Here is a 16067-nt window from a genome sequence, read left to right as displayed (position 1 = left end):
CGCCATCCGCACCGAGATCGGCCGCACGATCGATTGCGCCGCAGTGATGTAGGTGCGTGTAGCGGCAAGGCAATCCCGCCCATGCCGACGAGCCCTTCCGTTCGCCTTTACGGCTGCAGCGCTTTGCTGACCACGCGCATCACCTTTCGGCGCGCCGCACCCCGAACGCTGTGCAGTGTCGCCGCTGGACCGGTTCGGTGTCGAATCGTGGGAACAATTGTGCAGCGTTGGACCATCCGATGGCGTCACGCTGTTGCGTGCTGAGGTCCGCGTAGTTCTCCAGGTTGGCAGCGAAGTAGGAACCAGCGGTCAGTGGGCAACGGCCAGTCGGAGCCGAAGGTGATGTGCCCGGGCTGAGCGAACGCGAGAAGGCTTGGCAACGATGTGGTACTGGCGGTCAGTGCGAGGTCGAAGTAGAAGGTGCGGAACTCGTCGAGGGCGTCGAGAATGCTGCGACCTGTGTCGCCTGCGATGGCAATGGCCATTCGATGGGCGGCGTACGGTACGAATCCGCCGCCGTGGCTGAGGAGGAAACGGATATCGGGATACTGCTCCCGGATCTTGTTGCGCACGAGCAGGTATGCGGCGCGAGTGGTGTCCAGGAGGAAGTCCGCGGCGAACGGCGGGACCCCGGAGACCGCCGTGCCCGGTAGCTCGGCCGGATGAATTAAAGCGACAGCTTTGCGAGCGTTGAGTTCGGACCACAACGGCTCGAGGCCGGGCTCCCCCAGATATCGGCCGGCCGAGTTGGCCAGGAGTACCACGCCATCGGCGCGCAAGTCGTCGAGCGCACGGATTGCTTCCGCGGTCGCGAGTTCTGCGTGAGGGGTGGGAAGTGTTGCGAAGAAGCCGAATCGCTGTGGCCTGTCCTGGATAAGGTCTGCGCAATAGTCGTTGAGTTCACTCGCAAGACGCACGGCGGCCGCTGCGTCGTCGAGGAAAGTCGTCCCCGGGGTGGACACCGACAGGATGGCGGTGTGCACGGCCAACGCGTCCATCGTCTCGATTGATGTGTCCGGACTCCAGTCCGGCAGGTCGCGTCCTCCGGCGGCGTCGATTCCCGCCGCCGCCAAGGCTGCCCGGTATGACGGCGGTATGAGGTGATGGTGGGTGTCTATGCGAAACATGATGGTTACTCAGTCTGTGGTCGGTGCGTCAGTTGTCCGGGATGCCCACACCTGCGAGCGCAGGCACGGAATCCTCTACATGTCGCAGCGAGAGCACCCCATGGCGGAACTGATCGAGCTTGTCGACGAAGGTCTGCCCCTCAGGCGTGTGTCCCCAGATACTGATACCGCGGTGAGTGCTTGGTTCCCAGGTCTTCTCGTCGACGGTGAGCGGGTTCCACCCGACCTCCCACTCGAAGCCTGACGGTGTCTGAGCATAGAAGGACAGCTCCTTGTCGTTGGTGTGCTGCCCGACCGACAACGCCATGCCGAAACCCAACTGCTTGACTCGCTGGTAGGCCTGGGTCATGTCGTCGAGCGAGGCGACTTCGATGTTGAGGTGCTGTACCCGGGTGCGGATCGGATTGATCGGCAGCGTGCGAACATTGGCGATGGCGATCGAGTGATGGCGTTCGTTGACGCGCAGGAACCGGATCTTGAGCTTGGCTCCGCTGATCGTCTCGTCGATGTAGTCGGTGAGGCGGGCGTCGAACACGGTGTTGTAGTAGCCGCGCATCTGGTGAGGTTTGGTGGAGGTGATCGCCACATGTCCCATCCCGGCTGTGCCGGTGACGAATCCACCGCGGTTGGTCATCGCGAGTGGTTCCTCGGTGAGGTGTGCGCGGGTGAAGATCTCCTGAGCCAAACGGTTGGGGCCGGGAAAACGGATCAGCCGTTCCACCCCGCGGATGGCGGCATCTTCCTCGGTGCCGGCGACAGTGGGCACACCGTGATTGGTCACTCTGCCGACGATCTGATCGAACGACTCGTGGTCGTCGAGTTCCCAACCAATGGCAACGACGTCCTCGGCCGGGCCGCGCACGACGATGAAACGCGCTTGGTGGTCGTCGAGGCGGAACCGGATCACCCCTGGGGACAGCTCGTCGAGATGCATTCCGATGGCGTCTTTTCCGAATCGTCGCCACTCGCTGAATCGTAGGCTTTCGATGACGATGTACCCCAGGTGCACGTTGCCGAACACCGAGGGCGCGTTGGTGATGGAGGTGTTCATCGTCGGATCCTTCATGCGTACGTGCCGTCGAGGAAGTCCGCGACGACGCGGTTGAAGAGGTCGGCCCGTTCCCACTGAACCCAGTGGCCGGTCCGTGCCGGCATCATCAGATCGGCGTTGGGCATCAGGTCTACCAGCATCCGACCACCCGCCGGACGATTGACCTTGTCGTTCTGGCCCCAGATGACCAGGGTGCGGGTTGTGAGCGCGCGCAAGCGTGGATCGCGGGTGAAGTCCATGCGCCACAGGGTCTTCAGCGCGCCGAGGCCAGATGGTCGCCGCAAGGGCGGGTTCGCGACGACGTCCGGGTCGATCGACGAGCGGTAGCGCTCCTCGATCGCCGCCTCCGGGACAGCCTCTGCGTCGTAGACCAGGTATGTGCGGATGAAGTCCTCGAGCTTGTCACGACTGGGTCCCGAGCCGGTGTAGTAGCCGAGAAGCGCGTTGAGCCCCTTGGTGGGGGCGCCGCGTGTGGTGCCGATTCCGCCCGGTCCCATCAAGACCATCCGGTCGACGCGGTGCGGTGTGTCCAGGGCAAGTCGCAACGCGCAGGCGCCGCCGTAGGAGTTGCCCACCAGATGGGCGGTATCGAGTCCGAGGTGATCGAGCAGCGCACGGATTGCGTCGGCGAGGGCGCCGAACGGATCGGTCTGATCGAGATTTTTGCTGCTGCGCCCGTAGCCGGGCAGGTCGGGCACGATCACGCGGAAACGGGTGGCCAGGGCGTCGATGTTGCGAACGTAGTTCGACATGCCCGAGGCGCCTGGTCCGCCGCCGTGCAGGAGGACGACCGGCGTTCCGGTGCCGATCTCGGTGTAGCAGATCTGGGTGTCGCCGTTGACTGTGATGGTGTGAGAGGTGCTGTCGGAGGCCAACATCGGCATTTCCTTCATCGTGAGGTAACGGTCGCCGCACGCAATCCTGCGGGCGGTGCTGGGAGGGTTTGTCCGGAATCGGCCGCGCCATAGACGAAGCCGTCGGGGCGGAGAATCACTGTCGATGCGTGGTGCTTGCCGAACCATCTGCGGAGTGCGCCGTCGGTGTCGACGATGGCGCCCGGTTCCGGAGCCGACACCGACGGCAGCACTCTGATCTGTTCCACGCCACAGGTGCGCCACGCAGGGTGGTGACGACCGTCGAGACTGAGTACTCGCCAGCGACCGGATAGCACGTGGTCGAGGCGCACGCGTGATCCGTGCTCGTCGAGCACCCACGGCTGTGAAATCTGCCATCCGCGTGCCGGGTGGGCCTGGTCGCTGAACAGTCCATCGGCATAGTGGGCATCCGGGATCCACTTGGTGTCCACCATCCACCGTGGGAACGGGGAGAACCTCGAGACCATCCGAAATACGTGATTGCGCAACGTCGCCGCCCAGGGGCGACGTTCGGTGATCACCTTGCCGGCGAACACAGCGTGTGCGGTGGTCTCGCGCACGTGAGGTTCTCGTTCGGGCTGGTAGCTGTCGAGCGCGGACTCCGGGAGGCTTCCGTCGATGACCGCAGCGAGCTTCCAGCACAGGTTGGCGGCGTCGCGGACACCTGACGCCATCCCCTGCCCGATCCACGGAGGCATCGCGTGCGCCGCGTCGCCGGCGAGGAACACCCGGCCGACTCGCCAACGATCGGCCACTCGCACGTGGTGGCTGTACACCACCGCGCGCAGGATCTCGACGTGGTCCTCGGTGATTCCCTGGCTGTACAGGATGGACCAGATGGCTTGGTGAGTGACGAGGTGGTTCTCGTCTTCGCCATCGCGGACCGGGAACTCCCAGCGGTGATGACCGAGCGGCGTCGGACAGTCCACCGTGGGCCGTGCCGGGTCGCAGTGAAAACGGAGTCGTGAGCTGCCGTCCCAATCGCAGAGCACCTTCGTGTCGATGACGACCCAGCGTTCGGTGTACGTCTTGCCCTGGTATCCGATCCCCAGTTGCCCCCGAGTTGCCGAGGATCCGCCGTCAGCGGCGATGACGTACGACGCGTGGATCCGGACGAAACTGTCGTCGGCCAGATCGGCCGCCAGTATTTCGGCGTGCTCGGTGCCGGTGAGCACCTTGAGACTCTCGTGCCGGGTCAGCACGGTGACATTGGGAAACCGCTCCACCCCGGCCCGCAAAGTCTTGTCGACGGCGGGTTGGTAGATGAACTGCTGGGGCGGGTGGCCGGCGCCTCGCGACGTCGGCTGGACCTCCGTGAACGGCCTGCCCTCGGAGGCGACGAAAGCAACGACACCGCCGGGAAGCATGTCCTGCTGCAGGCGATCGGCCAGGCCGGCCTGCTGCCAGATACGCATGACCTCTTCGTCTGTCGATATCGCGCGGGCACGACCGTAGATATCCGGATCACGTTCGAGAACAACCACATTCAGTCCTTGCTGACCAAGGAGGTTGGCCGCGGTGACCCCGGTGGGTCCATAACCGATGATCGCGACGTCATAGTGCGGAGTGTCGGACACAGAAATCTCCTCGAACCAGACCTCGCTGCCAGGGCGAGATGCCAGATTAAACGCTCTGTAGTGATCACTACGGTAAGTCCTTGACCTCGAGCCGTCAAGCACTTACCGTAGTGACCACTCCATTAATCGGTGGATGCTCTCGTCCGATTCCAGAAGGGTGGACCAATGGCAGACACATCGCGGCGACGCCGCGCCAACGGCGAGGTGTCGAGGGCCAAGATCCTCGATGCGGCAACCGAAATCGCCAGTGAACGCGGATACGAGGGAACGAGTATCAACCTGGTCAGCAAGCGGTGTGGGCTGCCCGCGAGTTCGATTTACTGGCACTTCGCCGACAAGGACGACCTCATTGCAGCCGTGATCGAGCGCAGTTTCGGTCAATGGTTGTCGGCGTGGAGCATGCCGGACGACGGGACGCCCCGTGACCGGGTCGCCGAGATGACGATGCAGGTGGCCAAGGCGCTGCTGGACTCACCCGATTTTCTGCGGCTCGGGCTGATGCTCGCGTTGGAACGCCGACCGGTCGAACCGCGCGCCCGCGAGATGTATCTCCAGGTGCGTGCGCAAGCGCAGATCCAATTGCGTGAAGCGGCGATGGACATGTCGCCGGACCTCGATGCCGCGGCCCTCGATCAACTCGCCACCTACGCCATGGCCGGCGCGGACGGTCTCTTCATCGCCAAGGAGATCGGCGGTGACTCGGTGGATCTGCTTGCCCTGTTCGATCTCCACGGACGCATGGTCATCGATGCCGCTCTCCGGCTCGCCGAATCAACCCGAGACGAGGACTCATGAGCTCTCCCCTACCCACCGCCGACTTGGATACCTGGGCGGACAGGTTGCACAGCGCGTTGGTCGACAGTGCACCGATCCCTCCGTTGAGCGACAGCATCCCCGACCTCGACGTGGCGGGCGCTTATGCGATCCAACAGCGCAATCTCACTCGCCTGCTCGGCGAGGGCGCTCGACTCGTCGGCCGCAAGATCGGTCTGACGTCCGCGCCGATGCAGCAGTTGCTCGGAGTCGACGAACCCGACTACGGATTCATCCTCGACACCATGGTGCACCCCGATGGTGGCTCCATTCCGCTGTCGTCGCTGTGCGCGCCACGGGTGGAGCCGGAGATCGCATTCCGGCTCAACCGTCCGCTGCGCGGGCCAGATGTCAGCGTCGCCGATGTCCTCGACGCGACCGACGCTGTCGCTGCTGCCCTCGAGATCGTGGATAGCCGGATCGCCGATTGGCGAATCACCCTGTGCGACACAGTCGCCGACAATGCCAGTTCCGCCGCAGTGGTCCTCGGCCCCTGGTTGCCGATCAACGACGCACCCGACCTCGACGACATCACCGCATCCCTGCACCTCAATGATGAACAGGTCGACCAGGGGGTCGCCACCGCGGTTCTCGGTCACCCGGCCGAAGCAGTGGCGTGGCTGGTGAACGCCCTGGCCGTGTTCGACACCGGACTGCAGGCCGGGGAGTTCGTCATGTCCGGATCGATCACCGCGGCCGTGTTCGTCCACGCCGGTGACACAGCGTCCGCGGACTTGTCCGGCCTGGGCCGCGTCTCCATCGACTTCACCTGAAAGAGCCACCGATGACCAGAACACAGCGCTACCCGGTTGCCATCATCGGCTCGGGAAACATCGGCACCGATTTGATGATCAAGATCCTCCGCAGCGACGGTCCCCTCGAGGTGGTCGCCATGGTGGGGATCGACCCAAACTCCGACGGCTTGGCGCGTGCCGAGCGCTTGGGCGTCGCCACCACCGCCGAAGGGATCGACGGGTTGCTCGCCATGGACGAATTCGCCGGTACACATGGTTTTCGACGCCACCTCTGCCGGTGCGCACCGCGCCAACTGGCGCACACTCGAGGCCACCAAGGTCCGGGTGCTCGACCTCACGCCGGCGTCGATCGGTCCGTTCTGCGTGCCGGTGGTCAATCTCGATGAGCACTTGGATGCGCCGAACCTGAACATGGTGACCTGTGGCGGGCAGGCGACCGTCCCGATCGTCGCCGCCGTCGGCACAGTCGCTCCGGTGTCGTACGCCGAGATCATCTCCTCGATCTCTTCCAAATCGGCAGGGCCGGGAACGCGCGCGAACATCGATGAGTTCACCGAGACCACCGCCACCGCGCTGCGCGACGTCGGGGGCGCGCAGCGCGGCAAGGCAGTGATGATCCTCAACCCGGCCGACCCGCCTATCCTCATGCGCAACACCGTGTACTGCCTGGTCGACGGCGACACCGATCACTCGGCCATCGAAGCGTCGATCACCGAGATGGTCGAACGGGTCAACGGCTATGTGCCCGGCTACCGACTCAAGCAACGCGTGCAGTTCGAGACGTTCAGCGCGGACAATCCGCTCCACATCCCCGAGACCGGCAAGTTCAGCGGTACACGGGTCACCACGATGCTCGAAGTGACCGGCGCAGCCCACTATTTGCCGGCCTACGCCGGCAATCTCGACATCATGACCTCGGCCGCCAAGGCCACCGCTGAGCGCATCGCCGTTCACGCCACCCAGGCCACAGGAGTCCCATCATGACCACGGTGTACGTCAGCGATGTCACGCTGCGAGACGGCATGCACGCGATCCGGCACCAGTACACGACCGAGCAAGCGGTTGCCATCGCGACTGCACTCGACACAGCGGGAGTGGATTCGATCGAGGTCGCGCACGGCGATGGACTTGCCGGTTCGAGCTGTATCTACGGCTTCGGTGCCCACACCGATCTGGAATGGATCGAAGCCGTGGCCGGCGTGGTCGAGCGCGCCACCGTGGCGACGCTGCTGCTACCCGGGATCGGTACCGTGCACCACCTCAAAGACGCTTACCGCGCCGGCGCCCGGACAGTGCGTGTCGCGACACACTGCACCGAAGCGGACATCTCCGCCCAACACATCGCGGCTGCCCGCGAACTCGACATGGACACCGTCGGCTTTCTGATGATGAGTCATATGGCCACCCCTCAGGAGTTGGCCCGTCAAGCGGTCTTGTTGGAGTCCTACGGCGCGACCTGCGTGTACGTCGTCGATTCGGGCGGTGCGATGACCATGCGTGACATCGCCGAGCGCTGCGACGCCTTGCGTGGAGTTCTGCACGGCGACACCGAGATCGGCATCCACGCCCACCACAACCTCTCACTGGGTGTGGCCAACTCGCTGGTGGCGGTCGAACATGGCGCGACCCGTGTCGACGCGTCGCTGGCCGGTATGGGCGCCGGCGCAGGTAACGCCCCGCTGGAGGTGTTTGTGGCAGCCGCCTCGCGTCTCGGTATCGACCACCCCTGCGATCTCGATGCGCTCGAGGACGCCGCCGACGACATCGTCCGTCCATTGCAGGATCGTCCCGTACGCGTCGATCGCGAAACCCTGACCCTGGGCTACGCGGGGGTGTATTCCAGCTTCTTGCGCCACGCCGAGACCATCGCCGAACGCTACGACATCGATGCACGCAGCGTGCTGGTGGAAGCGGGCTGCCGCGGCATGGTCGGTGGTCAGGAAGACATGCTCGTCGACATCGCGCTGGATCTCCTTGCCCATGATCAATCGCAGACTCCTGCGGTCGACGATGACGCGACGGCCGATGTCTGAGACGTCCTTCTCCCCCGGTGCCGATCTGCCGACGGGCCGGTGGGGACACCGTGGAGTGCTCGTCGCCATGTGCCTGGCGCTCATCCTTGTCGTCGCCTCGGTGTCCGCGCTCAACCTCGCGCTCCCTGGCCTGGCGATCAGTCTCGGGGCGGACAACACATCACTGACCTGGATCGCCGACGGCTACACCGTTGCGCTCGCGGCCCTGGTTCTCCCACTCGGAGCCGTCGGCGACCGGATCGGCAGGCGATCAGTGCTCATCGTCGGGGCGATCGTGTTCGGTGGCGCTTCGCTGGCAGCCGCTTACGCCGACACAACGAGCACCCTCATCGCTGCACGAGTCGTGATGGGCGTGGGCGCAGCGATGATCATGCCCGGCACATTGTCGACGATCACTGCGACCTTCCCACCCGAGCAGCGCAGCAGAGGCGTGGCGATCTGGTCGGGATTCGCTGCGGCCGGAGCGATCATCGGCATGCTCGTCGCCGGAAGTCTGCTCGAACGCTGGGGATGGGAATCGATCTTCATCACGAGCGCCGTCGTCGGCGTGGTGGCCGCGGTCGCCGCCGCAGCCCTGGCGCCGAACACCCGTGATCGCGACCCGCAGAGATTCGATGTGATCGGTGCGCTCGCAACATCTATCGCAATCGGCACGCTGGTCTTCGCGATCATCGAAGGCAACGACCGCGGCTGGACGACTCTCCCTGTCCTCATCTGTGCGGGAGTCTGCGTTCTCGGTTTCGTCGTCTACGCCGTCCAAGGAACGCGCACCCAACACCCTCTGCTCGACCCCCAGTTGTTCGGGCTCCCCGGATTCCGAGCGGGCGCGATCGTGGTGCTGACCCAGTTCATGGCAATCTTCGGGTTCTTCTTCGTGGGGTTGCAGTACCTGCAACTCATCCTCGACTACAGCCCGCTGCTGGCGGCGATCGCATTGATCCCCGTGGCAGCAGTGGTGATGCCGACTGCCACAGTCACTCCGCGCCTGGTGTCGTGGGTGGGCCTGAAGTATGTGATGGCCGCCGGGCTGGCGCTCATTGCGGTGGGCCTGCTCTGGATTTCACGCCTGCACGTCGACTCCGGGTACGCCCCGTTTCTGGGCGGCCTGATCGTGGCCGGTCTCGGCATCGGTGTGGCCAGCTCCACGGGTACCAGCGCCATCGTCGGTTCCCTCACACGTGACCATCAAGGCGTCGCGTCCGCCATGAACGACACCACGCGCGAGGTCGGTTCGGCTGTCGGGATCGCGATCATGGGCTCGGTGTTCTCCAGCCAGTACAGCAACCACCTGCCTGACCTCACCACGCTTCCCGCCCAGGCTGCCGATGCAGTCCGGGACTCGGCCGCCGGGGGTCTGGCCGCCGCGGAACAACTCGGCGGGCCACCAGGTGCGCAACTCGGTGCCGCGGTTCGCGGCGCATTCATCGACGGTATGTCGGCGTCGATGATCTCGGTTGCGGTCGTACTGTTCGTCGCCGCGCTCGGATGCGCGCTCAAAGCTCCTCGACAACAACCCGACAGCGACGTCACCGATAACCGGTGAGTCACACCCGGCCCACCTGATATCCGAGTCCAGCCGAGATCGTCGATCTCGACGTAGTCACCAGTTCATTCCCCGAAAGGCCCATAGCCGATGACCACCACCCCGAATCCGTCCTCGCCCAGTGACATTGAGGCCCCGTCCGCCGTGAGTCGTCGATCACTACTCATCGGTGCCGGCGCGGTGGCTGCCGGAGCCGCGGTTGCGACCAGCGCTGCACCAGCGGTGGCTGCACCTGCTCCTTCGGGGCGCTACCGGATCGACCTCCACGCCCATTTCCTCCCACCGGAGTACCGTGTCGCACTGCTCGAGCATGGGCACTTCACCATCGGCGGCTACCCCACCCCACAATGGTCGCCGGAATCAGCGATCGACTTCATGGACCGATGGGGCATTCAATCCCAGGCACTGTCGGTGTCCGACCCGGGCGTGTCCTTTCTGCGTGGCAAGGAAGCCCGCGATCTTGCCCGCTACTGCAACGCCTACGCCGCCCGACTCTTCCGAACCCATCGCACCCGCTTCGGCGCATTTGCCGTGCTGCCCATGCCCGACGTCGCGGCCTCGATCGCCGAACTCGAATACGCGCTCGACACCCTCCACCTCGATGGCGTGGTGTTGTTGTCCGCGTACGACGGCGTCTATCTCGGCGATCCGCGATTCGAGCCGCTCATGGCGGCACTCAACCGCCGAAAGGCGTTCGTGTTCGTCCACCCCGCCGCCATCCCCGACAACGCCAAACCCTCACTCCCACTTCCGGACTTCCTCGAAGAGTTCACTTTCGACACAACCCGCGCAGCCACCCTGATGCTCGCCGGCGGCACTCTGCGCCGCTACCCCGGCATCCGGTTTCAACTCTCCCACGCCGGCGGGACGCTGCCATTCCTGTCATGGCGCATCGGTGTCCTTGCCGAAACACCCGTCGGCACCCATTGGCCAGCCGGCGTTCCGCGTCCCTCGGCACTCGACGTCCAACAACTGATCCGCACGTTCTACTTCGACACCGCGCTGAGTGCGTCCGAAGCTGCAATGCGGTCGGTGCTGGCGGTCGCACCGCGTTCTCATATCGTCTTCGGCTCCGACTGGCCCTTCAGCCAAACCGTGTTCCTCGAGGGGAGCGGCGACCCCGCTCGTGGATTGAGCGATGTCTTCAACGCCGGCCAACGCTACGAGATCGAACGCATCAACGCGCTGCGGCAACTGCCCCGTTTGCGCGCTGCCGTGAGCTGAGGAACAGCCCATACGCTTCACGCGTCTTGTGTGACGTTGCGCGGCCGCTGTGGACAAGCGACAGGCCTGTGGATACGAACGACGGTCCGAGTGCCCAATGGCCCTACTGTTGCCCGCATGTCGAGCAAACACCGCACACCGAGACCAGGCCGACGAGGCCGCACGCACGGCAGGCGCAAGGGCAATCGCGCACGTCCGTGGTTGTCCATCGGTCTGCCGCGAATACATCGGGAGCTGGCCCAGGCGTATCGCGATCTGTCTGTCGAATGGACGGCGTACCTGGACATGGTCGGTGCGCGCGACAGCGCATACGAAGCTGAGCTGGACGCGCTTACCGACGCCGGGCGGGGTCCAGGTGATGCCGATTTCGACGAAGTCGCAGCGCAGCAACTCGACAACGACTACCTCTGTCGCATGCTCGGCGGAAACCTGATGCACTCGACCACAGCGGTCGAGGTGCTGCAGAGCCTGACGCCGGTTTGGGTGCCCGAAGCGGTCAATGACGCGCTCGCGTCGATCGAGGTTTCGGCAGAAGACGCGCGAAGCCTGACGGGCATAGGCGAGTCTGGGCTGTTCGTCTTCAGCAAGTCCCCGATCCGCGCTCGCGAGAGCCTTCCCGGCGGACCGACGATGCCCGAGGTCGACGTCGACGGCGTGCTGTGGTGGACGAAGACAACCGAGCACGGTGGTGTGTCCCAGGCGGTTACGAACGACGGTCCGCGCCGACTGATGCTGGCTCCCCTCACGCGAAGCCGTGATCTGCAGTGGCTGCGCGGTGACGGTTGGCGGTCGTCCACCTTGACCGAGGTGACGTGTTTCGACGTCACCACAGTCCGTGGTGCCGATGTGCCAGGGCCGCTCTGGCCGTGTGTCGAGCTGTTGGCGAGAATCGGAACCGCGCTGGAGCACAACAGTCTTCGCTACACCGCCGGATCGATCACTACGCTTGACGCGGCCTGACGAAGGGTGGTTGCGGACTGGCGTACTGGTCGGCAGATGCCAATGCGTCCGAAGATGCCCAAAGGGCCAAGGCCAACCAGGGCTGATGTTCACTCGGTCACGTGTTCATTGTGAACAGCTGGTCGAGGTGATAGCGGAAGAGTCCGTGCGCCGACTCGACTGTGTGCAGGCCGATCAGAATGCCGGTGCCGAGACCGTGTTCGAAGGCGATGAGGCGTTGTGCTTCTCGCTCCGGGCTGATGTCCGAGTCTATCTCGCCGGCGGAGCACGCTGTCTTCAGCAGGTCGGCGACAGTGGCCTGAAGGCGGCGCGGGCCCTCAACGAACGGGGTGCGGGCCAGTGATGGGTCGGTGATTGCCAGCGTGGCGTAGGCGGTGAACACGATGTGGAACCGGCGGCTCCGGGCGTCGGTGGGCAGTGCTTCGTCGAAGTAGGTTTCAAGGATCTCGCGTGTCGTCGCGGTCGGTCCGAGGCTGACGATGCGTTCCTCCCAGCGCTCATTGCTCATGGCCTCGAGGTGGTGCAGCCCCGCGTGCAATAGCGCGTTCTTGTCGTCGAAGTAGTACTGCACGAGGCGAAGTGACACTCCGGCGGCTTCGGCGACCGCGCGCAGGGTGACTGCGTGCAGGCCGTCACGGGCAGCAACGTCGAGGAGACCGTCGATGATGGTGCGGCGGCGTTGATCGTGGTCGACGCGTGCTGGCATGGGTGTCCCTTTCCAGGTCTCGGGCTACCGGTCCACGGTGCCCGCTGCGGCGTCCGCGCGTGGTATCGGGGGCCTCAGGGCGACTGCGGCTCCCGCGGCGACGACACCCATGCAGGCTGCCATGGCCAGAAATGCCGGCCGGTAGTCGGTATAGGAGCCGGCGACCAGGCCGAGTGCAGCCAGCCCAAGAGCTCCCCCGCACTGTTTGCTGGTGTTCATCAGTCCGGATGCGGCCCCGGCATCTGAGGGGTTGATGCCACTGGTGACCGCGGTCGCCAGCGGGGTGTTCATCAAGCCGCCACCGATGCCGATGATGATTGCCGGCCCGGCGATGGTCGTGAGGTAGGTGTCAAGCGACACCGATGCCTGCCACACGAACCCTGCGCCCGCGACGAGTGCGCCAGCAAGAATGAGATGGCGGGCCGGAAGGCGTGTCATCAGGCGCGGAACAACGTGGACGCCGACGACCATGGTGACGAAAGTGAGTGGGAGGAAGCCAAAGCCGGCCTGCACGGGGCTGTAGCCCATCGACCGTTGCATCAGGTAGGTCAGGAAAATCCAGATCGGTACCTGAAAACACGCCCCGGTGAGCAGGGTCAGCAGGTTTCCCGCCACAACGGTCCGATTGCGAATCAACGCGACGGGCACGATGGCTGAACTGCTGTGGCGTTGCTGGGCGACCAACGCCGACAACGTCGCCACCCCCAGTGCTATCGCCCCACCGGCGGTCCATTCGGTGCCGATGTCGATCTCGCTCACACCGTAAGTGATCGCGCAAAGGCCGACGGTGGCCAGAACCGCGCCGACCAGGTCTAGCCGACTGTTGGTGCCACCCTCTGCGTTGCCCACCACGACGCCCATCCCGCACAAGACCACGGCCAAGCCGATGGGAACGTTGATCAACAACACTGCCCGCCAAGTGAACACCTCGGTGAACACGCCACCGACGATGTTTCCCACTCCGCCACCGACGAGGCTGACCCCGGTCCACACCGCCACCGCGCGGGTCCGCACAGGCCCCTCGGGATAAGTGCGGGTGAGAATCGTGAACGTCGCCGGTGACGCGATCGCCGCGCCCACCCCTTGCACGACCCGAGCGGCAATCAGCATCTCCCCCGACACCGCCAGCCCGCCGATCACACTCGCCGCGATGAACACCCCGAGCCCGAAGACGAAAACCCGTCGCAGCCCATACACATCGGCCAACCGACCGCCGACCAACAATCCCCCGGCGAACGCAAGTGCGTAGCCGCTCGCAACCCACTGCAACGCGGCATCGGTCATCCTCAGGTCGTCGCCCACCGCCGGCAGTGCGATGTTGACCACGGACACATCGAGCACCACCATCAGCTGCGCTGCCGACGCCATCCACAACGCAGCCCATCTCGCGTCAATCATGGGCCACCACCTTTCGTGATACGTGTGTATCACAAAAAGTGCATCGGCGCGCATGCCGGGATCGCTATGCCACGGGGATCGTTCAGGGGGTGTCGCGCCGGTCGAAATCGTAAAACCGATGGCAACGAAGACAATCGCGGCCACAGCAGCCCCCACCAACTATGCGAGGCGCCGATCGCTGCGACAGCGATGGCCACCACAGTCCAGACAGCGGGAAGCGTGGCAATGGCTTGTACGGGTGCCTTCTCGACGCTGCGGACGACGACCTCCGCTGCGGACATCCACTGGCCAGCCCACCTGTGGTTATCCTGGAGCAGTGTCTGCAGGTCCCGACTCCCCCACCCGCACGAGCCCCGCGATCACCGGCTTCGAGCGCACTTTCGCCGACGAACTGCCGCCGCTGACCGTGGCGTGGAAGGGCGCCGACGTGCCCGACCCCCGGCTGCTGGTGCTGAACGACGAACTGGCCGAGGCCTTGGGGCTGGACGCGGCAGCGTTGCGCGCAGATGACGGCATCGCGCTCCTGTCGGGTGCGGCGGCACCGGCGGACGCCGATCCGGTCGCCACGGCTTACTCGGGTCACCAATTCGGCAACTACGCCCCGCTGCTCGGGGACGGTCGCGCATTGCTTATCGGTGAACTTATCGACCTGGACGGCCATCGAGTCGACCTGCAGCTCAAGGGTTCTGGTCCGACGCCGTTCTCGCGTGGCGGTGATGGTTACGCGGTGGTCGGTCCGATGCTTCGCGAGTACCTGGTGAGCGAGGCGATGCACGCGCTGGGTATACCTACCACCCGGTCACTCGCAGTCGTAGCGACCGGCCGAGATGTGCGCCGCGACCGCCTCGAGCCCGGCGCTGTGCTCACCCGTGTGGCCGCCAGCCACCTCCGCGTGGGGACCTTCGAGCTCGCGGCCCGCAACACCGAGCTGGTCCAGCCATTGGCCGACTACGCAATCAATCGCCACTACCCGGACCTGCTAGGGCTCGCGCCCGAGGGAAGTGGCAACCGCTACCTCACATTCTTCGAGGCGGTGCTCGAGCGGCAGGCGGCCCTGGTGGCCGACTGGATGCTGGTCGGGTTTGTCCATGGCGTCATGAACACCGACAACACCACCATCTCCGGTGAAACCATCGACTACGGTCCGTGCGCCTTCCTCGACGCCTTCGACCCGGCGGCGGTCTTCAGCTCCATCGACCACGGCGGACGCTACGCCTTCGCCAATCAGCCCGACGTCGTGAAGTGGAACCTGGCGCGTTTCGCCGAAACGTTACTTCCGTTGGCCGGTCCGACGGCCGACGAGGCGATCGCCGTGATGACCGCGGCGTTGTCCACCTTCGACGCCCGGTATCAGCAGCATTTCCTCGCCGGGATGGCGAACAAGATCGGGCTGACCGACGCTTTCGGCGAGCCAGAACTCGTCGACGACCTGGTGACCCTGATGGCCGCCCACCGTGCCGACTGGACGGGAGCCTTCCGTGCACTCGCGTCCGAGCTTCGAGGCGACCCGACAGCGCTGGTCGACGCCATCCCCCGCGAGGACGTAGACCCCTGGCTGCACCGCTGGCATGCAACTCTGGATCGGCTCGGGCGCGATCGAGCGCAGACGGCTGCCGCGATGGACCGCATCAATCCGCTCTACATCCCGCGCAACCACCAAGTGGACTTCGCGTTACGTGCCGCCACCGACGGCGACCTGACGCCGTTCGAGCGCTTGATGGACGCTGTCACGCATCCGTTCGAGCCGCGCACCGAGTGGGAGCACTTCGCTGGGCCAGCCCCGGCGTCCTTCAGTGACAGTTTCCAGACGTTCTGCGGGACGTGATCGTGCTAGCTACTGCCGGCGCTACCGGTGGAAAGCAGCGCGAGCAGTAAATCATACGCACCGACGTGCAGGTCTCTGATTGCTTCGACGATTCCGATGAGCATGGATATGCCTTTCTGAATGATGATCGATGTGCGCGTGCGGGCGCCGGAAGCTTGCGAGTCCCAACAGATTGCACAG

General features: G+C 64.9%; 12 protein-coding genes and 2 pseudogenes. 8 read left to right on the top strand and 6 right to left on the bottom strand.

The window, feature by feature from the left end:
* Positions 1-107: 107 nt before the first annotated feature.
* From VX037_RS12330 to VX037_RS12315, 4 genes and pseudogenes are all read right to left on the bottom strand, one after another.
* Positions 108-1127 (bottom strand): annotated as a pseudogene (locus VX037_RS12330) (amidohydrolase family protein).
* Between the two features lie 28 nt (positions 1128-1155).
* On the bottom strand, positions 1156-2178 hold the full coding sequence (locus VX037_RS12325) for a VOC family protein (protein ID WP_328714465.1): 1023 nt from the start codon (positions 2176-2178) through the stop codon (positions 1156-1158).
* Between the two features lie 11 nt (positions 2179-2189).
* Positions 2190-3056, bottom strand: coding sequence for an alpha/beta fold hydrolase (locus VX037_RS12320; RefSeq protein ID WP_328714463.1), 867 nt, complete (start codon positions 3054-3056; stop codon positions 2190-2192).
* Between the two features lie 11 nt (positions 3057-3067).
* Complete coding sequence (locus VX037_RS12315; protein ID WP_328714461.1) at positions 3068-4630, bottom strand: bifunctional 3-(3-hydroxy-phenyl)propionate/3-hydroxycinnamic acid hydroxylase; 1563 nt, start codon at positions 4628-4630, stop codon at positions 3068-3070.
* Positions 4631-4795: 165 nt separating this feature from the next.
* On the opposite strand from VX037_RS12315, the gene VX037_RS12310 reads away from it, so the two are divergent.
* The 7 genes and pseudogenes from VX037_RS12310 (at position 4796) to VX037_RS12280 (ending at position 11958) form a co-directional block, all read left to right on the top strand.
* A complete protein-coding gene (locus tag VX037_RS12310) occupies positions 4796-5425 on the top strand; it encodes a TetR/AcrR family transcriptional regulator (RefSeq protein WP_328714459.1) in 630 nt (209 codons plus the stop codon).
* Positions 5422-6216: a 2-keto-4-pentenoate hydratase gene (locus VX037_RS12305; protein WP_328714457.1), complete on the top strand. Its 795-nt coding sequence runs from the start codon at positions 5422-5424 to the stop codon at positions 6214-6216. The genes VX037_RS12310 and VX037_RS12305 overlap by 4 nt, the downstream gene beginning before the upstream one ends.
* A gap of 11 nt (positions 6217-6227) precedes the next feature.
* Positions 6228-7182 (top strand): annotated as a pseudogene (locus VX037_RS12300) (acetaldehyde dehydrogenase (acetylating)).
* The gene (gene dmpG, locus VX037_RS12295) at positions 7179-8231 is read left to right on the top strand and encodes a 4-hydroxy-2-oxovalerate aldolase (protein ID WP_328714456.1); all 1053 of its coding nucleotides are present in this window, start codon (positions 7179-7181) and stop codon (positions 8229-8231) included. The pseudogene VX037_RS12300 and the gene dmpG overlap by 4 nt, the downstream one beginning before the upstream one ends.
* Positions 8224-9774 (top strand): MFS transporter, encoded by a 1551-nt coding sequence (locus VX037_RS12290; protein ID WP_328714454.1) that lies wholly within the window; start codon positions 8224-8226, stop codon positions 9772-9774. Before dmpG ends, VX037_RS12290 begins: the two co-directional genes overlap by 8 nt.
* 90 nt (positions 9775-9864) lie before the next feature.
* The gene (locus tag VX037_RS12285) at positions 9865-10998 is read left to right on the top strand and encodes an amidohydrolase family protein (RefSeq protein ID WP_328714453.1); all 1134 of its coding nucleotides are present in this window, start codon (positions 9865-9867) and stop codon (positions 10996-10998) included.
* A gap of 117 nt (positions 10999-11115) precedes the next feature.
* Positions 11116-11958: a hypothetical protein gene (locus VX037_RS12280; RefSeq protein WP_328714451.1), complete on the top strand. Its 843-nt coding sequence runs from the start codon at positions 11116-11118 to the stop codon at positions 11956-11958.
* A gap of 97 nt (positions 11959-12055) precedes the next feature.
* On the opposite strand, the gene VX037_RS12275 is transcribed toward VX037_RS12280, so the two are convergent.
* Both VX037_RS12275 and VX037_RS12270 read right to left on the bottom strand, forming a co-directional pair.
* Entirely contained in the window at positions 12056-12664 is a 609-nt protein-coding gene (locus VX037_RS12275; RefSeq protein WP_235726270.1) for a TetR/AcrR family transcriptional regulator, read from the bottom strand.
* A 24-nt stretch (positions 12665-12688) separates the two neighbouring features.
* Complete coding sequence (locus tag VX037_RS12270) at positions 12689-14062, bottom strand: MFS transporter (RefSeq protein WP_328714450.1); 1374 nt, start codon at positions 14060-14062, stop codon at positions 12689-12691.
* A 316-nt stretch (positions 14063-14378) separates the two neighbouring features.
* On the opposite strand from VX037_RS12270, the gene VX037_RS12265 reads away from it, so the two are divergent.
* Positions 14379-15887: a protein adenylyltransferase SelO gene (locus VX037_RS12265; RefSeq protein ID WP_328714449.1), complete on the top strand. Its 1509-nt coding sequence runs from the start codon at positions 14379-14381 to the stop codon at positions 15885-15887.
* Positions 15888-16067: the final 180 nt, after the last annotated feature.

Origin of the sequence: Gordonia sp. Z-3, assembly GCF_036233855.1 — a bacterium.
Lineage (GTDB): Bacteria > Actinomycetota > Actinomycetes > Mycobacteriales > Mycobacteriaceae > Gordonia > Gordonia tangerina.
Note: the sequence above shows the minus strand (reverse complement) of the source record. Positions and strands in the feature narration are given on the sequence as shown.